The organism is Huijunlia imazamoxiresistens, from assembly GCF_037132455.1.
Taxonomy (GTDB): domain Bacteria; phylum Bacteroidota; class Bacteroidia; order Chitinophagales; family Chitinophagaceae; genus Flavisolibacter; species Flavisolibacter imazamoxiresistens.
This window is the reverse complement of record NZ_JBBBEI010000009.1, coordinates 74,401-95,177: the sequence shown is the minus strand read 5'-3', so window position 1 is coordinate 95,177 and position 20,777 is coordinate 74,401. Positions and strand designations below refer to the sequence as shown.

Here is a 20,777-nt window from a genome sequence, read left to right as displayed (position 1 = left end):
ATTTTTTTGAAAATGGACTGTATCATTACCGTTGAAATAGGAACCGGCGCCATCCGGGTTGCGGCGTTTGACCTGAAGGGAAAGCTGCTGGGTTCCTCCAAAGGCTCCTACCCCACTTTCCATGCAAAGCCGGGCTATAGCGAGCAGGACCCCGAACAGATCTTCATCACGATGCTTTATATTCTCAAGAATTTCCTGAATGAGAGCATCCATCCCAAAAAACGCAAGGTGGCCTGCATTTGCTTTAGTTCTGCCATGCATAGCGTGTTGCCGATTGACCGGAACGGCGTACCCATAGGCAATGCAATTGTATGGTCGGACAACCGCGCAAAAAAGGAAGCCGATGAGCTGAAAAACTCCGCTCTCGGAAAGTCCTTATACAAGGCAACCGGCACGCCCATACACGCCATGTCGCCGCTCAATAAAATCACCTGGCTGAAAAACCACGAAAAAGACCGCTTTGCCGCATCGCAAAAGTTCCTGTCCATAAAAACCTATATCCTGCAGCAGCTTACCGGGGAATATGTGGTGGACCACAGCGTGGCTTCCGCAACGGGCATGCTGAATATTTATTCCCTGCAATGGGAAGACGATGCGCTGAAACATGCAGGCATCGGCAAAGAAAGACTGGCCGACGTGGTGCCGGTGTTTTATTCCTCGGCAAAGTTGAAAAGGGAGTTCCAGGCCTCACTGGGCCTGCACGAAAAGGTAAAGTTGATCATTGGCTCCAGCGATGGCTGCATGGCCACGCTGGGCGCCGGCGTCTGGGGGGACGGGAAAGCAACCGTAACGCTGGAGGAAAGCGGTGCCGTTAGGGTGGCGGGCAAGGAAGTGCTGCAGGATGACATGCAGCGGCTGTTTAACTACGTGCTTACCGAAGGCAATTATGTTTCCGGCGGCCCCACCAACAATGCCGGATCGGTCTTTGAATGGTATGCCAAGCAATTCGGCGATTTTAAAAGAGCATTTGACCTCGAGGAGTGCGTGGAGAACCTGATCACCGATGCCGGCAGGGTGCCCCCGGGTTCGGAGGGGTTGATCTTCCTGCCGTACCTGCAGGGGGAACGGGCACCGATATGGAACGCCAACGCCCGGGGCGTTTATTTCGGGCTGAACATAAAACACGAACAACCCCATTTTGTCCGTGCCACGATCGAAGGCATCTTATACGCATTTTACAGCATTGGAAAAACCCTCCAGGAGCATCGTTCCTTCAAAAGCATCGCGGCAAACGGAACCCTGGCTTCTTATCCTTTCTGGACCCAGATGATGGCGGACATGTTCAACAAGCCGGTTCATATCAAGCAGGGACCGGGTTCGGACAGCGTTGCCTTCGGCTCTTTTTTACTGAGCGCCGTGGAAATGGGCATCTACAAAAACCTGGATGAAGCCGCGGAAACCGTGAAGCTGCCGGACAGTTTCCTTCCCCAGAAGAAGCATCACCAGGTATACATGAAGCACTTCGCCATTTTCGAACGATTAGGCGTGAAGTTGTTTGATGAATTCGAGGCGATTGCCGACCTGCAACAGGAAAATGAAAACGAACCATAATCTCTAACCCATTCCCTTCTTGCCATGAACAAAAAATCCCGTTACCATCTTTTTTACCTGCCCGCTGCCCTTCTTTTGATCGCATGGATCCTTGTTACCGCCGGGCAATTGCATCATTGGGGAGGAGGACTGTTGCTGTCGTTCTTCTTCTTCCTGGCGCTGGCGTTCCGGGGCAACAAGTTCCTCAAAGGCCTTTCCTTTACGGTAATGATCCTGGGCGTGGTGAGCTTTGCCCTGTACCACCCCCACTATTTCGTGAGCATCGGCAGCTTTAAAATGTCCGCGCTCATTATTCCCCTGCTGCAGGTCATTATGTTCGGCATGGGCACGGAACTCAGCCTGAAGGATTTCGCCCATGTGGTCCGCATGCCGAAAGGGATCATCGTCGGCGTTGCTTTTCATTACCTCATCATGCCCCTGGTGGGCGTTACCATCGCCAGCCTTTTTGATTTTCCAAAGGAAATTGCTGCCGGGATCATTTTAGTGGGATGCTGCCCCAGCGGCCTGGCGTCCAATGTGATGGCGTTCCTGGCAAGAGCCAACCTGGCCCTCTCGGTTTCGGTGACCACGATCTCCACCCTGCTGGCCCCCTTTTTAACCCCTTTGCTGCTGCAGTGGCTGGGCGGCAGCTTTGTCCAGATCGACTTTTGGGGCATGGCGTGGGAGATCACCAAGATCGTCATCCTTCCCATTGTTGCCGGCCTTGCCTTCCACCACCTGATGCGTGGAAAGTTCAGCTGGCTGGACAAGGTCATGCCGCTTCTTTCCATGGCGGGCATCGCCTGCATCCTGGCGATCATGGTAGCGGCAGGGAGGGATAACCTGCTGAAAGTAGGTGCCTTGCTGCTCGTGGCCACCTTCCTGCACAACGTTGCCGGGTTTTTCCTGGGTTACTGGTCCTCGCGCTTATTGAATTTCCCGGAAAGCGACTGCCGCACCATAGCCCTTGAAGTGGGCATGCAGAACGCCGGGCTGGCTACCGGCCTTGCCCTGACCATGGGAAAAATGGCCACCGCAGGTTTGGCGCCCGCCATCTTCGGACCGGTAATGAACGTGAATGGTTCTTCACTGGCCAGCTGGTGGCACAATCATCTGCCGAAAGAGAAAGCCCCCGAAAAAACCGCGGAAAAGAAAGAAGCCGCCCCGGCAGGTATCCTTTAAAAAATTATTCCTGTAAAAAAAAGCAAACCCTATGCGCACAATGAACCGCTTCTTATGTTCGCTTACCCTTTTGCTGTTCCTGAAACCGTCAAAAGCACAGCAGGTGCAGCTCCCCAAAGAACAACTCCTGGCCCTGACCGCTGAATGGAAGGGGGAACGATTCCCCGATGGAAGGCCGAAAGTGCCCGATAACCTGATTCAACGCATGAAATTAGTGAGCGTGGAAGAGGCCTGGGCCGTCATGAAAAACGCAGGCTACCTCTACCAGATTGCCGAAGGATGGCAGCAGATCAACCCGGATAGTGTATTGGTGGGCAGGGCCGTTACCGCTTCCTTCATGCCCGGCCGGCCTGACGTATGGAAAGCCATTGACGACCGCGGCAAACAGCAGGGCAAACGCGGCCAGAATACCTGGGCGGTAGACCTGCTGGTAAAAGGGGACGTGTATGTTGCCGACCAGTTTGGCGCGCACCGCAACGGGCCGACCATTGGTGACAATGTCGGCAATGCCATCTATGCCAAATCCGGGAACGGGATTGTTTATGACGGGGCCTTACGAGACGTTGCCGGCTTAAAGGAAATGGGTGGGTTCACCTCTTATTTCACCAGTTACGATCCTTCCCACCACAACCCTGAAGGCGATCTCAATACCATGATTGTCGGCATCAACCACCCTACGCGGATCCGCCAGGCAACCGTTATGCCCGGAGATGTGGTACTGGGCAAAAATGGCGTTGTTGTCTTTATCCCGCCGCACCTGGCGGAAAAAGTGGTGCGGACCTCAGAGGTCGTCCGCTTACGGGACATGTTCGGACACCTGCGTTTACGGGAGGGAAAATATACGGCCGGCCAGATCGACGCCCGCTGGAGCGAGGAAATAGAAAAGGATTTTTCCAAATGGTTGAATGACCATATCAACGAGCTCCCGGTTCCCAAAGAAGAAATCCAGAAATATTTAAAAGAACGCACCTGGTAAGCATCACCTTTAAACCACCATCAAATGGCAACCTCAACTTCAAGAAGATCCTTTTTATCCAGGGCGGCACTGGCGGCTGCTTTTGCCCCCCTGGCATCCTTCGGCCGCAGCTATGAAGCCGCAATTGACAAAACACCAAAATCCTCGCCGCCTTCCGAATTAAAAATTACCGATATAAAGTGCGGGTACATCAAAGGAAGCGTGTTTGTGAAGATCCACACCAACCAGGGGATCTGGGGGTGTGGAGAAGGGGTGGACGCCGTACCGGGTACGTACCACCTCGTGCAGAACTTCGGAAGCCGGATCAAAGGCAAAAATCCGTTGAACGTGCACCGCCTGTTTGAAGATATCCGGAAATCCGGGTTTTTCCAGGGCGCCCAGGCAGGTATGTATGTAGCCGTTCTTTCCGCAATCGAAACCGCCTTATGGGACATCGCGGGCAAAGCGCTGAACATGCCCGTATACCAGCTGCTGGGTGGAAAGTTCCGCGATAAGATCCGGGTATACTGCGATACGGCCTTATACCAGCGCAGTCTGCCCGCGCCAAGAGATTTTGCAGAGGCGGCGCTCAAGGCGAAGAAAATGGGCTTTAATGCCATCAAGTTCGACCTGGACCAGGCCAATGATCCCAATAAATATGACCTGTATAACTGGACGGCCAGCCCCGGTGAATTGCAACGTATGGTGGACCAGGTAACCGCCGCCCGGGAAGCTGTCGGGCCGAACATCGATATATGCGTGGACATGCATGGCCGCTACGATGCCGTTACCGGCGAACTGGTGGCCAAGCGCCTGGAACCCTTAAACCTGATGTGGCTGGAAGAGCCGATACCGGCGGAAAACGTGGAAGCCTACAAGCTGATCACGGATTCCACCCGGACGCCCATTTGCGCCGGCGAGAACCTGTACCTGGCCTACGGGTTCAGAAGGCTTTTGGAAATAGGCGCCGTGAATATCGTTATGCCTGATCTTCAGAAAGCGGGGGGTCTTGGCGAGGGACAGCGCATCGCCAACCTGGCGAATTTATATTATGTGCCTTTTGCCCCGCATATGGTCGCCTCTTTCCTCGGCGCCATGGCCTCCGCACATGTATGCGCCTCGGTCCCCAATTTCCTGATACTGGAATGGCAATCCTACTTTCATACCGACCCGATGTTCCGGGATATTGTTACCTACGAGGGTAAATGGGTGGAGGATGGCTTCATCCCTCTTTCCGAAAAACCAGGCATTGGCGTGGATATCAATGAAGAAGGCATGAAAAAATATGCCTTGCCCAACATGCCGTTCTTCGCCTAAACCGGGTGTTCGCAAAAAAGTCAACGTTCAGAAAGCGCCGCCGGAGGCAAACGCTTTCTGAACGTTGACTTTTTCGTTTTATCAGCCTTACAACAATTTAGGGATCAAAGGAAAAGTTACCGGAGGGCCACACGGGTCTTTTCTCCTTTATAAATTACTTGCCTTGTTGCCGGGCTTATGCCTGTTCCCTGCCCTTGCGCCTCCTGTACCCGGACAATATTGAATACGCATTGCTGCAACGCCCCGGCGTAAGTGCCCTGCCGTTTGCCAATCGTCAGCGTTTGCTCCTTTTCGTTCCACGCAAAGGGCACCAGGGCGTACTTGCCTTTTTCGTAATTGTAATTATCCCCTTCATCGCTGTACCAGTTGAAATGGCCGTCGGCGCCGGGGTAAACCCGGATCTCCAGGGTATCCATAGCCTTTTCCGAGGAATATTGCTGGTAGCCGCCCATGGGGACGATAGCGCCGGCCTTGACAAAAACAGGAATTTTATCCTGCGGGGCCGCGGTTTTTATGGTTTGCCCGCCCCCGAACCGCCTGCCGGTCCAGAAGTCGTACCAGTCCGTGGCGCGGGGCAGGTAAACACCCCATTCGGAAACCCCGGGTTCGGTAACAGGGGCCACAAGGAACGCTTTACCGAACAGGTATTGGTAGGCCTGGCCGATGGCCGCCCGGTCGTGTTGAAAGTCCATGACCAGGGGGCGCACCAGGGTGGACCCTTTGCTGGAAACCTGCCATCCTTCCGAATAGATATACGGCAACAGGCGGTAACGCAGGTCGAGCATGCTCCGCATATGGGCTTCAACGGTTGGCCCGTACTTCCAGGGTTCGGTTTCCGTTTGGTAACCGTGCATGCGGAAAATGGTATTGAAGGTGCTCCACTGGAACCAGCGCGTTAAAATATCATGGTACTTCGCGTCCGTATACTGGGAGGGGCCCGGGCGGAAAAAGCCCCCGATATCCGTCGTCCAGTAAGGCATTCCCGTCAGGGAGTAATTGAGGCCGGCAACGATCTGCCGCTTATAGGCATCCCAGTCCCAGCCGATATCCCCCGACCAGTTGATCGTGCCGTAACGCTGCTGGCCGGCAAAGGCGGAACGGGTAAGGATCGCCACTCTCTTGGAGGAGTCGGTATGGCGTTGTCCTTCATACACCGCTTTGCTGACAAAGAGCGGGTAGGTTAGCCGGTAAAAGTTGCCCAGCCCGAAATGGGTTTGCTTTCCGGCCAGGGCGTCGTTCTCCGGCTCGGTAGCGTCCATCCACCAGGAGTCCACCCCGTAGTCAAACAGGTTTTTCCGCAACGCGTTCCAGTGCGTCCGCCCCGTTTCGGGCTGATAGATATCGATCCAGGGGCTGTTGGGGATGTACAGGTTTTTCGAAACATAGTCTTTGGCTACTTCCGAGGCTTTATCCAGGTTTTCCCAGACGGAAATGGAAAACCGGGCCTTCAGGTCGTGCAATTGCCCTATAAACTTGCCGGGCTCGGGATAATGGGCTTCATCGAACTTGGGTACGCCCCACCCGTATTTACCCCAGTATTGCCAGTCCTGTACGATCACATCCAGGGGCAGCTTTCGCTTCCGGAACTCTTTTACCGTTTCCACCAGGTGGTTGCCGGAGGTGTACCGTTCGCGGCACTGCCAGAAACCGTACGCCCATAGCGGCAGCATCGGCACGTTTCCCGATAAGTTGCGGTAGGTGGCAACCACCTCGTCGGCATTTTTTCCATGAAACACCACGTAATCCAGCGAGCGGGCATTAGGCGAGCGGAACGTGGTTTCGTTGCCGGCCTGCCGCCACGATAGTTTCGGCGTATTCGACGCCTTGCACACCACTTGCACGGAATGTTCGCCGGCCTTTAAGCGGACCAGCTTTCCCACGGCCGGCGGCAGCCACAGGTTCGACTGGTCGATACAGGGAATGCCATCAATGGTAACCAGGTGGCGGCTGTCCATATTTCCCAGGTCCAGCATCAGGGCGTATTCGCCTTCCTTCTCGATCCGGAACGTACCTGCATACACGGATTGCTGCCGGGAAACCTTTTGCGTTCCTGAAGTGGTGGTTACTTCCACCTCCCCCTTTTCCCCGTCCGCCCGGTCTTTTTTGGCAAGCGGCACCTCGTGATCGGCAGGATTAAAGTCCGTGAGGCCGTACTGGTGCCATAAAATGCCATACCCCCTGCTGGAATAAAGAAAAGGGATGGCGATCTGGGAGTTCACTTGGATCAATTTGCGGCTGATGTTCCGAAGGTTGTACGCCCCGTCCTGGAACTGGCCCAGGCCAAACAAATATTCGCCCGGGGGCGAGTCGAAACTTTGCGCCGCGATAAAGCAAGGCGCGCCCAAAACGGAGTCCTTTATTAGTTTCCGGCTCCCGGCCTTTTCCCGTAGGAACACCTTCCCGCCCCGGTCGCTGTATTCCATGACGCCGGTTTGTTTATCAAAGAGCACATTTATGGACTTGGTGCTCAGTTTCAGCTTTGCTGCTGTTTCCGCGAACGTAAATGCCGGGACCAGGAGCTTGTTGACCAAAACAAACTGGCGTTCTTCCCTGCTGCCGTCTTTTTCCCATTGCACCCTTACCGCTTTTTCGGACAAGGGGGTAAGGTGCAGCAAGCCTTCGGACAGCTGGATGGAAAGCCGGTCTTGCTGCAAGCGGTGCTTTTGATACACCTGCCCCCATGCAAGGGCGGGCAGCCATCCAAACAATAAAAAGAGTGTTGACTTCATGATTCTGGCAAGGATCGTTTTTTATTTGCGTTACAATACCGGCTCTAACAAGGCGGCAAAGCCGCCCCGCCGCAGCAGGCCTACCTCCACGGAGCCGGACCGGTCCACCACCAGGTATTTCGTGGCGAAGGCTTTGTCGTGCTGCCCGTCGGCGATCAGGGTCAGTTTATAGGTTGCGTTAGGGGGCAAAAAATCGAAGCGCAGGGTTTTCTTCTTTTCCCTGGTTTCCGCATTGATGCCCCCGATGTACCAGGTCCTTCCTTTACGGCGGGCCATGACCACATCCCTGCCGGGATAACCTTCCAGCAGCCTTGTTTCCTCCCAGGCGTTGGGAACCGCCCGGAGAAAGGCTTTGGCGGCATCCGGCAACGCGTAATAACCTTCCGGCCGGTCGGCCAGGTGCTGCAGGCCGGATTCAAACAAGACGCTCAGGGCCAGCTCATGCCCATAGGAGGTCAGGTGCGGGAATTGCGAGTTGGTAAAGGTCACCGGTGTATAATCCATAGCGCCCACCACGTTGCGGGTAAAGGGCAGGATGGTATTATGCTCCGGGGCGGTACCTGTAAATTCCGGCCCGTTGTTGTACCATTCCGCTCCCCGCACGCCCTCGTAGGTCATCAGGTGGGGATAGGTCCGGGCCCATCCCCGGGGGACCAAGCAGCCGTGGAAATACACCAGCATTTCAAACTGGGCGGCATCTTCCAGGATATCCAGGTAGTAGCGGATCATATCCTGCTTTTCGCTTTCGAAAAAATCGATCTTGACGCCTGCAAAGCCCATTTTCTTCAGTTTGGTAAATTCCTCCACCCGGTTTTGATGCGTCAGCATGCGGTCTTTGGGCGTAGCCGACACCCAGGTATGGTTGCCGCCCGAATTGTACCAGATCAACGGTTTTACCCCTTTGGACAGGATATACTTTGCCGCATCTTCCACCTTGCCCCCGTTGGACATGGCGTCCCATTCCCAGTCCAGCAACGTATAGCGCCACCCCATTTCCGAGGCCAGGTCGGCAAACTCTTTTACCACTTTAAAGTCCTTGGTGCCATGGTTGCTGGACCAGTAGTTCCAGGAAACCTTTCCCGGCTGGATCCAGTCCGTATTTTTTACAACGGAAGGGGGGGCCACATCGTCCACCAGGGTGGAGGATACGATAGCGTCCAGCCCGCCCATGACCATCACCCGCCAGGGCGATTTCCAGGGAAGGGATATGGTGGGAGCGGACGCACCTGTTCCCCTGCCGTCTTTGGGGTTGGGGAAGGCCAGCTTGTATTTCGATGCCTCCCCTTGGTTACTCAGTTTGGAGCCGCAATAGGTGCGGTTCACGTCGGATTCGTGCAACAGGTACCAGCAGGCGCTGTCTTTGGACCGGAACAGTGCGGGGTAACCCCATTCCTGCTGTTGCACCTTGTCGCCGCTCATAGCGGTGTACAGGCCTTCATTGGCGGGATTCCATCTTTCCATCCACCGCGCCGTTTCACCGGGAATGGAGTAGGCGGTATGTTCCTCCTTCACTTCAAAGGTCCCCTGCTTTTCGGGGAATTCGTAGCGAAAGGCAACGCCGTCATTGTAGGCCCTTATGATGATGTTCAATTTAGCTTTCGAGGGGTTCTCCAACGAAACCGTCACCTCGCTGGCCGCATTGCTGCACACGGATTTTTTGCCATGCGGGACGGTGTATTGTTCACTGATCAACAGCGGCTTGCCCGCTTTCAGGAATTTCAGCTCACCGGAAAAATCCTGGTCGCTTCTCGAAAGTCCCAGGTCGATCCGCGGCACCACTTCCGATGTTTTTCCACTGTCCGAATAAGTGGTGGCGAGGTACCATGCCCCTGCGTCCTGGTTCCGGCTGTTAAAAAGGGACACCTTAATTTTTTGATTAGGCGACCGGACCGTTATCTTCTGGGCGAATGCGGCAATTCCGCTAAGCGAAAAAACAAGCGCCGCAACCATCGTTGCTTTCCCTTTTGCCATGCTTCAATTTGTATACGATTAGAATGTAATGGTTACTTTTTTGCCCGTGTAGTGGATCACCTTATCGGGTTGGGCTACCCTTTGCTCTCCTCCGCCTTTGCCGGGATGCACGATGACTATATGAAATTTCCGGTTTTGGAGCATCCCCGGGAAAGCGCCTTTCCGGTCACTTATGGTCAACGTCTTCTTTTTATCCTCCCAGCGGAAGGGAATAGTGGCGTAAACTCCTTTTTCATAATTGTAATTGTCATTCTCGTCTTCGTACAGGACAAAGGTGCCGTCTGCCCCCGGGTATACACGGATTTCCAGTTCGTCCCATTTCTTTTCTTCGGCATACTGGACGTCGGGTCCTACAGGAAGGATGGAGCCCGCTTTTACATACAGGGGCAGGATATCCAGGGGCGTTTCCCTGGTTACATTGGTTCCACCCTGCAGCTTTTCCCCTGTCCAGAAGTCGTACCAGGCAGCACCGGCCGGCAGGTAGGTAGCCTTTGATCGGATCGTGCTGAAATCCTCCGCAAAGGCAGTATCCTTCCCGGTCACCACCGGCTTCAGGTACATCGCCCCGGTAACCGGGCTTACCAGCAGGGATTTGCCGAACAGGTACTGGTCATTGATATTCAAAGCATCCTTGTCCTTTGGAAAATCCATCACCAGGGCGCGCATCATGCTGGATTGACGGGCCGTTACCTCCCAGGCAGTGGAATAGATATAGGGCAGCAAACGGTAACGCAGGTGAATATACCGTTCAATGGCATCATAAGCCTTATCGCCTTTTTTGCCGAACTGGTAGATCTCCCGCGGGGCATCTGCTCCATGCGAGCGCATCATCGGGGTAAACGCGCCGAACTGCAGCCAGCGGACATATAACTCGCGGTATTCCGGGTCCTCCAGTTTCCGGCGGTATTTCGAAAGGAAGAACCCGCCAATGTCGCTGTTCCAGTAGGGTATGCCGGTGAGGGAAAAGTTTAACCCGGCGGATACCTGGTGGCGCAACGCGTCCCAGGATGCCGTCACATCGCCCGACCAGGTATTGGCGCCATAACGCTGCTGCCCTGCAAAGGCGGAACGGGTAAGGATGAATACACGTTTGCCGGAGCTTTCGGAACGCTGGTTCTGGAACACGCCACCCACCGTCATCAACGGGAAAGCATTACGGACTTTACGGAAGGAACCCAGGAACGTTTTATTATCAAAATCAGCGGGTTTGAAATCCAGGTGATCCGGCTCGGAAGAGTCCATCCACCACCCGTCAATTCCCAGCGAAAACATTTTTTTCAAATAGTTCCAGTAGATCTTCCGGGCTTCGGGATTGTAGGCGTCGTATACCCGTACACCGGAGGGGTAATCGCGGTTGGGCGGCCATTTTTCAGAGCCTGACTGGGGCCAGGTGGCAAAGTCAAACAGGGCGTTGATGGTATCCAGTTCCCGGTACTGTTTTGTCTGAGGGCCGAAGGAGTTCCAGATGGAGATCATCAGGCGGGCATTCAGGTGGTGCACCTCATTCACCATCCGCTGGGGGTTGTGAAATTCCACATTCAGAAAGTCCATGGCATTCCATAAATAATTATTACCCCAGTACTGCCAGTCCTGGATGATTCCATCAAGCGGCACTTTCAATTCGCGGTACTTTTTGACCACGTTCACCAGTTCGTCCTGGCTTTTATAGCGCTCCTTGCTCTGCCAGAAACCAAAAGTCCATAAGGGGAACATGGGCGCCTGGCCGGTGAGGTCGCGCATGCAGGCAATCACCCCATCTGCATTGCCCCCGTACATAAAATAATAATCCACGCAATCGCCTACATCCGACCGGAAAGATGTTCCTGCCGCATTATCCGTAAACTGTGTGGGCGAATAATTATCCCAGAAAATGCCGTACCCCTTTACGGATTGAAAAAAGGGGATGTAATCATCCGTATTTCCCTGGACCATGCGGAGCGACACATTACGCTGGCTCATCTTTCCGCCTTGTTGCTGGCCCAGTCCATAGATGGCCTCGTCTGCTTCCAGGGTATAGGTCTGTAGCACCGTAAATGTATTGCTGCCGGCATCATTAAAGGGGGTAAAGCTTACGCCGGCTTCTTTCTCCTTCAGCAGCAGGTCATTGGACCCCATATAGTACGCGATAGCTCCCGACCTCTTGTCCAGGCGTACGCTTACCTTACCCGTTTCCAGGTGCAGCCATTCGCCCTGTTCCCGTACACGGAACGTTTCCTTTCCGGGTTTTTTGATCACCGAAAGGCTTTCTTTGGAGAAGGGGCGGCCCGCCGGTGATTTCAGCACCCGGATGATCGCAGGGCTGTAAACCTGCAGCTCTATCTCCATACCCTTGACCGCGGTTTTCATGCCAAGACCGGTTTTTTGGTACGACTGTGCGCTGCTGTTTATGCCGGCAATAAGAAATACAAAAAGGAAGGTGAACAGGCGGTACTTCATGCTCTTTCGACTTTAATTTTAGCTCATGTTACGCATTTGGGGCCGGGCTTTATCCCGGCACATCGTCATCATCACGGGGCAGGAGTAAATTTGTACAGCAGCACGCCATGCACCGGCACGTTAACCGGCAGGTGATCACTTTTTGTATGGAGGTTGCGGACATCCTTCTGCCGCCAGAGGTCACGTACCTTTTGGCGGCCGGTTATACCCAGCTTTTCGAAGTCGTTATAAGAAAGCGCCACTTTTTCGAGGCCGAAGTTGCAGAAGCCCACGGCACGGCTGCCGTCTTCCAGCTCCTTCACATAGATCCGCAGGTCCCCGATGGTTTGCACGCAGGTGGCCTGTTTGCCCAGCGGGTCCTGGTTGATGTCGATCACTTCGTCATTGGTCAGCAGGTTCAGGGTAAACGCATCGAGCTTCTCCATATCGCAGCCAATGAGGAGCGGGGCCGAAAAAAGGCTCCAAAGGCTCATGTGGAGGTATTGTTCATCCGGCTTCAGCTTGCTCGGGTGGGGATTTCCCCAGCCCACCGTACCCACCACCAGCATATCCGGGTCGTTCCAGTTTCCCGGTTTCGCCCATGCGGCGGCTTTGTCCTGTGCCAGGGCGATGCCTTTCACGCTTGCCCAGGTGTCGGTGATGTCATTGGTGGTGCGCCAGGAGGTACCGCCCACATTATCGCCCCACTTCCATACATCCGACATGCCGTACTGGCACAGGCTGAACAAGATATCGCGGGGCTGCTGCCGCAGGTACGCGCCCATCTCCTGGAAGGGTTTCACCGCCACCGGCAGCGTACCGCCGCCCTGGTAGGACAGGGAGGCTACTTTGAAGGGATTGTTTTCCGGCATGCCGTTAATGACGCCGCCGTAACTGCACCAGTCGTATTTGAGGTAGTCGAAGCCCCAGCGGGCATAGCTTTCCGCATCCTGTTTTTCATAGCCGTAACTGCCGGCACAGCCGCCGCAGGTCCAGGGGCCGGGGCTGGAATAGATGCCGATCTTCAACCCGAGGTCATGTACATAATTGGTGAGCGTTTTCATATCGCCAAACCGGGCATTGGGCACGATATGGCCCGCATCATCCCGCAACGGGCCCCGCAGCGTGGAGTCCTTGGCGTCGCGGTGATTCTGCCAGAAATCGTCTATATTGATATAGGTCCAGCCATGGTTGACCAGCCCGCTTTTTACCATGGCATCCGCGGCCCTTTTTACCTTATCGGCCGACACCTCGCCGGCAAAACAGTTCCAGCTGTTCCAGCCCATCGGCGGGGTGAGCGCCATGCGGTCGCCACAGACGATGCGTAGCTTGCGTTCCGCTGTTCCCTTCCGGTTCTTTGCGGTTAACGAAACAATATAGGTTCCGGCGGTGGAAAGGTTACCTGTAATGATACCGGTTTGCGGATCTATCCGCAGCCCCGCAGGCAATCCTTTGGCCGAGAAGGCCATGGGCCGGTCGCCGGTGGCGGCTACGCGAAACAGGAAAGGGGAACCCGGGCGTACCCCGAAGACGCTGGCGCCATTGATCCGGGGTTGGGCGGAAGGCCTGGGGGTGAGTAGATAAGGGGTGCCGGATACGGGATTGGTGGTGGCAAGGGTACGGACGCCCGTGGTGACGAATTGCGCATCCGCCCAGTCGGCATGGTCATAGTAGTTGCCATTGCCGCCGTCGGTAACCACCAGCTCCAGCTTTTGCACGCCGGCCAGCGAAACGGAACAGGCCTTTGCGGCTTCTCCCAGGCGCATAACGCCGCTCGACCAAAGCTTTTTGTTGTCCCCGATGACCACGAACTCCACTGCCGGCTGGTGCCCTTCCATTTCGTCGTCCACCCCCACATGGGCCGTAAACAGGGTGGCTTTTCCCTCCAGTTGGATCATCAGGGAGCTCTCCGCATGCGTGCCGAAGCCCCGCTGGAACGTTTTGCCGCCGATCCGGATGTCCCGGCCGTCAACGGATTTGTTTTTCATGGGTACGCCATGACCCTGGGTAGCGGCCCGGAGGTCCAGCTGGTCGAGCCATACGGTTTGCGCGGACAGCCGGTTTGTTCCGGCCAGGTTCAGCGCGATCATCCATCCAGCCAAAGTGATCCATTTCCTGCTTATGGTTGCCTTCATCTTGTGTATATTTTTAAGAGCCTGCATTTTATGTATGTTTCGAATACCGTTTCCTTGCTACTGCGCCCCTTTTTCCCGCGCCAGGCGCAGGTAATAAACCGGGCCGGCAGTGCCTGCCGGCGGCGCCTGGAACTTCACCCGTATGCGGGCCTTCCCTTTTACCAGCGCGTCGGGGATCGTATATTCCACTTCCTGGAACTTCTGTTGGTTCCATTTTTCCGCCAGGTCCTCGGAAAGGAGCTTTTGCTCATCGATGTAGATGTCAAACTTCCGGGCGCCCCGCTCGGCACCCCAGTAGCGGACGATCAGGCGTAAGCCGGTTTGCCCGCCGGTGGAGAGGCTGTAGCTGAAGGAGCCCCCGTTGCGGGCATCCCGCCAGAACTCGTCCAGGTAATTGCCGGTATTGGAATTTTGCTTTTCCATGGAATGGTCCACTTCGGGCTGTTGCTCTCCCGGCGCCACAAAATCGACCGTGCGCCGCTGCAGGGCCAGCTTTTGCGCTTCCAGGGCGGCGATGGAATCCATATAGGAACGGTAGGCCGCCGGGGACAGGTTCATCCAGTAGAGCATATACCGGGCGTCGTGGATCCTGTAAAAAGGCTCCAGCACGAAATCACCCGGGTTCCGCATATCCACCCCCGACAAGCGGAACGTCAACGGCTTACCCGCCACCGGCACCAGTTTGCCGGCCAGCGCGCCCCCATCGCCTTCGATCAAAACCGGGGCTTTATCCACCGGCAGTTTCCGGCCGCTGGCAATATGTCCCCAGCGGCTGTCGCCCGCCACCAGGCCGCGCAGGTCTTCGGCGCCTGTTTTCGCGCCCAGCAGGATGGGCCCATGCATAAAGGCGACGTAGTTGGGTACACTGGGCAATTGTTCGACGGAGTGGTGCATGGGCAGGGAGATGTGCACCACGTCGCCCTTTTTCCACTGCCGTTCCAGGGCGATATAGGAGGACGGCTTTGCCGTATACGCAACGGCTTTGCCATTTACCCGGATCTTCAGGGCCCCCTCCCCCACCCATTCCGGATACCGGACCATTAAGGTAAAGCGGGAAGCCCCCTGGGTAATGACCACCCGGGTTTGCTCTTCATTGGGAAAAGTCGTTTCCTGCCGCAGGCGGATGCCCTTTTCCTTCCAGTGGACTTCGGAGGCCACGAAGAGGTTCAGGTACAGGGCCTCCTGTGTATGGGTATAGATAAACTGGCTGTATTTCCCGTGGTTTTCCATACCGCTGCCCACGCAACACCACATGGCTTCATTGGGAGCAGAGTACACCCGGTAGTGCCGGGGACGTGCCGGCGTAAAATACACATAACCGCCATGCTCCGGGTGCTGGGTGGACAGGATATGGTTGTACAGCGCCCGTTCGTAGAAGTCGGCATATTTCGCCTGCGGCCGAACCCGGAAGAGGTCTTCGGTCAGTTTCAGCATGTTGTAGGTGTTGCAGGTTTCCGGCCCTTCCACATCGTTGACAAAATCACTGCCGGCAGCGGCGCTCGGGAAAAACTCCCGCCGGCTGTTACCGCCGAAGGCCAGGGTGCGGCGGGAGGTGACGGTTTCCCAGAAAAAGCTGCCGGCCTTTCCGTACCGGTCGTCTTTGGCCACTTCCGCTATTCTTTGAAACCCCACCGCCTTGGGCACCTGCGTGTTCGCATGTTTATTGTCCAGGTTGTCCTCGGAGGCGGCCATGGCATCCAGCAACATTTTGTGCGAGAACCGCTTGGCCGCGGCCAGGTACTTTTCATTGCCGGTCATCTGGTAGGCATCGGCAAAAACCTCGTTCATGCCGCCATGCTCATTGCCGAGCATCTCGTTCATTTGCTCCTCCGTTAACCCTGCGGTGATGGCGATACCCCAGTCACAGAATTTCAGGAACATCCGCTTTGCCTGTTCGTTGCCGGCATATAACCAGGCGTCCCGCAGGCCGGCGTACGTTTTATGGACATTGTACCAGGGCACCCAATATTTCCAGACCGGGCTGATATCGCCGGCTTTCAACTTCGGCCAGCACCCTTCGCCCTTGGGAACGGCGCCCACATAGCCGGCGCCCCAACCGGGATGGTTCCGGGCATTGGCCTCCTGGCAGGCGTCCAGTTCTTCCAGCATGTATTCCATGCGTTTTTTACATTCAGGGTTCCCGGTAGCGGCATAGTGCAGGGCCAAAGCGGATAAATAGTGGCCGCCCGCATGACCGTCCAGCCCGTCCCAGTTGGGAAAGGGGGTGGCTTTGGCGGCCAGCCCCGCCTCCTGCCGGTAGCCGGCCAGCAGGCGGTCTACGTCGTATTGCAACAGCGTCCGGATATTCAGGTCGCGGGCCTGTTGGAACGGCCCGTCGAGCAAGGTGACATTTTGTAGGGGAAAGGTATTGGGGTATAACTTTTCCTGGGCGGCCGCAGCCATACCGGCGCCCAGGCCACAGGCGAGCAACAATGAAAAAAGGGGCAAGCGCATCATGATAGATTAATTCTTTAAACAAATCATATGGAGGGATCTATCCCGCTGCCAAAAGTAGGGTCCCCACCCAAGGGGGAATGAGTCATTTGGAAAAATTAATAGCACAATTGTTATCCCGGGGGCAGCATCGTTCATCCTATGGAAGAATTGTCCTGCCTTCGGCTGCCGGGCAAGCGCAAACACCCCCTTTGGGGTATCTGCCGGCCCTGAACAAATGTTTGATCCTTTATGGTGTTTTGTGCCCGCCCGGCTCCGGCATCCGGGCGAACTTTAGGTGCTTCTCCCTACCGGAGGTATCCTGAAACAATTGTTCCCCCAAACTGCCGCCGGGGCCCCTAAGAAATCTTTAACGTAAAAGCATAGTCAAGTTTGGGTTTGTTCCCCCCCAGTTCCACCAGCAGCGCCTCCTCCCTCTGCTGGAAAGCAAGGCCGCCGGTCGCTCCCAGCAGTTCCACCTTTGAAAGGCTTCCATTCAGGTGGGCGCTCCCCCTTTTCAGGCTTTTGATCCGCACTTTGCCGTCTTCAGGCCAGCCCATGACAATCGCGTAAATGGTATGGTCCTTTGCCGTAAAACGGATATCGCCGGCCGTAAAGGGTTTTCCCTTTCCTTCGTTAAAGCCCTGGGCCGAAAGCGGGGCAGCCGCTTCCATGGCCGGTCCTTCTCCAAAGACCTTCCAGGGACGGGTATCATAGATCCCTTCGCCGTTGAGGGCCATCCACTCCCCGATCTCCTCCACCACGGCGCGTTCCAGCTCGTCGATGGTGCCATTGCCCCGTACCGGGACACTGAGCAACAGGTTGCCGTTCTTGCTCACCACATCGGCAAGGGTGTGGATAATGGTCCGGGCACTTTTGTATCTTTTCTGTTCGTAGAGGCTGCGTTCGTAATGCCAGTTGCCGATGCAGGTATCGGTTTGCCAGGGCAGGGGCTCTATTTCATTGCTCTGACCCCGCTCAATATCCCACACCATGCATTTGCGCTGCTGCGCATCCAGGATCTTGCCGTTGATTACCGCTTCCAGCCGCCCCTTCTTTTTAATGCTCCGGTTGTACATATGGGCGGCAATGCGCAGGCCGGCGTCGCTCACCGGCCATAAAGGAAGGGCGGTATCGTCGAAATACACCAGGTCGGGATCGTAAGCGTTGATCAGCTCGATGGTCCGGTTGTAAAATTTTTCGCAATATTCCTTTGAGGGTACCGCCACCCCGTTGCCCCAGTTCCACTGCCGGTGGATCATGTTGTCGTTGAAGCTGTTTTCGCTCAGGGGATGGTTTTGCGCATACAACTCCTGCGGGTCCAGGCCCTCCCACCATAAGCCCTTCCCATCGGCCTTGGTCAGCCGGCCATCGTAAGGGATGCCGGCCATTGGCCCCGACTTATCGGCCCGCTGTGCCGGCTCGAACCAGGACCAGGCATGGGACGCATGGACGCTTACGCCAAAGCGGAGGCCATGGCGGCGGGCGGCTTTTTCCCAACCGGCGATCAGGTCTTTTTTGGGACCGATGCGGGTGGAATTCCAGTTTTTCTGGTACCGGCTTTTGTACAGGTCGAAATTATCGTGGTGGTTGGCCAGGGCCACAAAGTACCGGGCACCCGCCTTTTTATACAGCGCTACCAGGCTTTCGGGGTCCCACTGTTCGGCCTTCCAGGAGTGGATCACGTCCTTAAACCCGAATTTGGAGGGATGGCCATATTTTTCGAGCTGGTATTTGTACTTGCCGCTTCCCTCCTGGTACATGCCACGGGCATACCAGTCGCCGGCTTCGGCCTGGCATTGCGGGCCCCAGTGGGCCCAGAGGCCGAACTTGGCATTGCGGAACCATTCGGGGGTTTGGTAAGCAGAGAGGCTTTCCCAGGTGGGCCGAAAGGGCCCGGGAGCCATGGGCTCATATGTGCCGTTCAAAAAACTGTCGGCGGCATGCGTGTATTTCGACAAGGTGATGGCCGGGGCGGCCAGGGCTAACTGCTTTAAAAGGGTTCTGCGGTCCATGATGAATCGTTAGTCTTTTTGTAGTTTAATGAATGTGCGCCTCTTTATTACACACCGTTCCCGACCACTGCAGGGGGGCATAGGCCGCTTTAGAGGTTCTCCTGCACCGCCTGGCGACACGACAAGTCCTTTATCTTCCTGAATTTACGTCGGTACAAAGTTACTTGCTGCATCTTCCCTGCCCTTACAGGAAACAGACTTTGTTTTATACAAATCCGACTTTTTGCCCTTAATTGCAGCGCATGAACTTCCTTTCCCGGACAGGAAGCAGCCAAAACATCCGTTGTCCTTACTGCCGCATTTCTTATCCGTAAGCCCCTGACCCTGCTGCCTGGAACAGACTTGATTCGATTCAACCCTGACTATTTTCCCCTGCCTGTAACCAGCTTCATGAGATACGTGAAATTTGCCGGCGCCGCTTTAACGGTATATTCCGGCATGGGGGTGGGACCGCAGGAGTTGGAACCGACGCCTAAGGTTTTGTAGCCGATGGCGACTACCGTGGAGGTGCTTTGGGGCAGGTCGATCCTGTTTTCGGTCCGTGCCAGCTCCTCGTCGCTGTAGGGCAGGGCAGCTACCTGCAGCAGGGTTTTATCGGCCATGATCTTCAGGCCCGCTCCTTCCCTGTTGGAAAGAGTTGCCCAGTACACGTCTTCATGGTTGCCGCATTCCATCGGTCGCTCATAAGGCGTCAGCTGCTGCATTACCGTACTGCCATAGATCCCCGCGTCCGAGCCGCTCTTCCGGTCGGAATAATTCTCGAAGGGCCCCCGGCCGAAGTAATCGAACCGCTCATAGGCTTTGTTCAAAAACAGGCGAACGCCCATGCGGGCAAGGACCAGGTTGGCATCACTGGCCGCCACGCTGTTCTGCACTTTTATGGTGCCGTCGCCGGATATGGTATACACCACATCGTGGCTGACGGAGAAGCCATGGATGCCGCTGCCCACCAGGATGGCCGTAACGCTGACGGAGGCTGGGGACAATTGTTTCGCCGAAATGCTTTTCGTGGTCCAGCGCAGGTATTTCAATCCTGTTTCTTCCCAGCCCCTGTCGGCATACAGGTCGTCCTGCTGGTGCGGCGCCCGCCACAAATGGAGCAGGGGCCCGCCGTTCTCCTGCAATACATTATTGCCGTTCACGACCATGCGGCTGATCGTGCCCAAAGCTTTATTGAATTCCAAGCGAAACTCTTTGCCTTGCACCGCTATGGACGTATCCGTTTGTTCCAGGCGCAGGGGCGCGGTTGCTGCCGTCTCCAGGGTGGCCCCCTTTTCCGCAGAGGGCAATTCAAATTGCTCCGAGGCTACCTCATAGCCTTTGGGTGCCCATAACTGGTCGTTCGCCAGCTTGAAGGAAAGCCGCAGGTGGTACACCGCGCCGGGTTCCCTATCCTCGCCGGCATAGGGGATGGTTATGGTTTTTTCGGACCGGGGCCCGATGCCTGCCACGCTGAACGTACCCGAGCTGTGCGGCTGGCCATTTTTGGTAACTACGTAGCTGGCTTCCAAACCGCTTAGATCAACAAACTGGTATTTGTTGCGAATGCGGAAACTGCCGCCGGCCAGGTTTTCTGCCGAAATGCCGATCCACTGGAATACGTGCTTCATTTCCGGGTAATGCGGCTTGGGCTGCCGGTCGGAGGTGAACACGCCTTTATGGATAAAATAGTGGTCGTTCGGAAACTCGCCGAAACCGCCGCCAAAGGCCAGGATCGGGCGGGCGGGATTGCGCCGGTTCCAGATGCCCTGGTCCTGGAACTCCCAAATAGCTCCTCCCAACAGGGAGGGATACTTATCGATGGCCTCACCGTATTCTTTCAGCGAACCCATGGAGTTGAACATCGCATGGGCAAACTCGCATAGGTAAAAAGGTTTTGTCAGGGCCGTGTCCGTTGCCGTCAGGGCCACGGAGGCCAGGAGCCGTTGCTTCGCATCGGGGTTGGGATACGGCAGTATGGGCGAATACATTTTGCTGTCCAGGTCGGCCGGGTTGCCCGGGCCTACGCCAAACCCTTCATAATGGGTAGGACGGGTGTTGTCGATGGCCCTGATGGCACTTAATGCCGTCCGGAAGTTCGAGCCGCCGGTCCCGC

11 protein-coding genes are annotated in these 20,777 nt (G+C 55.8%); 4 read left to right on the top strand and 7 right to left on the bottom strand.

The window, feature by feature from the left end; all coding sequences use genetic code 11:
- The first annotated feature begins 12 nt into the window (after positions 1 to 12).
- From V9K67_RS13005 to V9K67_RS12990, 4 genes are read left to right on the top strand one after another with little or no spacing between them, the layout of a single operon-like run.
- Positions 13 to 1,551: a gluconokinase gene (locus V9K67_RS13005; RefSeq protein WP_336723109.1), complete on the top strand. Its 1,539-nt coding sequence runs from the start codon at positions 13 to 15 to the stop codon at positions 1,549 to 1,551.
- 24 nt (positions 1,552 to 1,575) lie between these two features.
- Positions 1,576 to 2,712, top strand: coding sequence for a bile acid:sodium symporter family protein (locus V9K67_RS13000; RefSeq protein WP_336723107.1), 1,137 nt, complete (start codon positions 1,576 to 1,578; stop codon positions 2,710 to 2,712).
- A gap of 31 nt (positions 2,713 to 2,743) precedes the next feature.
- Positions 2,744 to 3,688, top strand: coding sequence for an RraA family protein (locus V9K67_RS12995; RefSeq protein WP_336723105.1), 945 nt, complete (start codon positions 2,744 to 2,746; stop codon positions 3,686 to 3,688).
- Positions 3,689 to 3,712: 24 nt separating this feature from the next.
- Complete coding sequence (locus tag V9K67_RS12990) at positions 3,713 to 4,984, top strand: mandelate racemase/muconate lactonizing enzyme family protein (RefSeq protein ID WP_336723103.1); 1,272 nt, start codon at positions 3,713 to 3,715, stop codon at positions 4,982 to 4,984.
- A 116-nt stretch (positions 4,985 to 5,100) separates the two neighbouring features.
- Here the strand turns inward: V9K67_RS12990 and V9K67_RS12985 are convergent, their stop codons facing one another.
- The 7 genes from V9K67_RS12985 to V9K67_RS12955 all read right to left on the bottom strand — a co-directional run.
- Positions 5,101 to 7,713 carry a glycoside hydrolase family 31 protein gene (locus V9K67_RS12985; protein WP_336723101.1) on the bottom strand — a complete coding sequence of 871 codons (2,613 nt, stop codon included), beginning with the start codon at positions 7,711 to 7,713 and terminating at the stop codon, positions 5,101 to 5,103.
- Positions 7,714 to 7,743: 30 nt separating this feature from the next.
- Complete coding sequence (locus V9K67_RS12980; RefSeq protein ID WP_336723247.1) at positions 7,744 to 9,663, bottom strand: glycoside hydrolase family 97 protein; 1,920 nt, start codon at positions 9,661 to 9,663, stop codon at positions 7,744 to 7,746.
- Positions 9,664 to 9,702: 39 nt separating this feature from the next.
- Entirely contained in the window at positions 9,703 to 12,030 is a 2,328-nt protein-coding gene (locus tag V9K67_RS12975; RefSeq protein ID WP_336723099.1) for a glycoside hydrolase family 31 protein, read from the bottom strand.
- A gap of 161 nt (positions 12,031 to 12,191) precedes the next feature.
- Positions 12,192 to 14,234, bottom strand: coding sequence for an NPCBM/NEW2 domain-containing protein (locus V9K67_RS12970; protein ID WP_336723097.1), 2,043 nt, complete (start codon positions 14,232 to 14,234; stop codon positions 12,192 to 12,194).
- 57 nt (positions 14,235 to 14,291) lie between these two features.
- A complete protein-coding gene (locus V9K67_RS12965; protein ID WP_336723095.1) occupies positions 14,292 to 16,691 on the bottom strand; it encodes a glycoside hydrolase family 127 protein in 2,400 nt (799 codons plus the stop codon).
- Positions 16,692 to 17,026: 335 nt separating this feature from the next.
- Positions 17,027 to 18,682, bottom strand: coding sequence for an alpha-L-fucosidase (locus tag V9K67_RS12960; RefSeq protein ID WP_336723093.1), 1,656 nt, complete (start codon positions 18,680 to 18,682; stop codon positions 17,027 to 17,029).
- A 362-nt stretch (positions 18,683 to 19,044) separates the two neighbouring features.
- The coding region (locus V9K67_RS12955; protein ID WP_336723091.1) for a beta-galactosidase small subunit-related protein at positions 19,045 to 20,777 on the bottom strand (1,733 nt) is incomplete at its 5' end.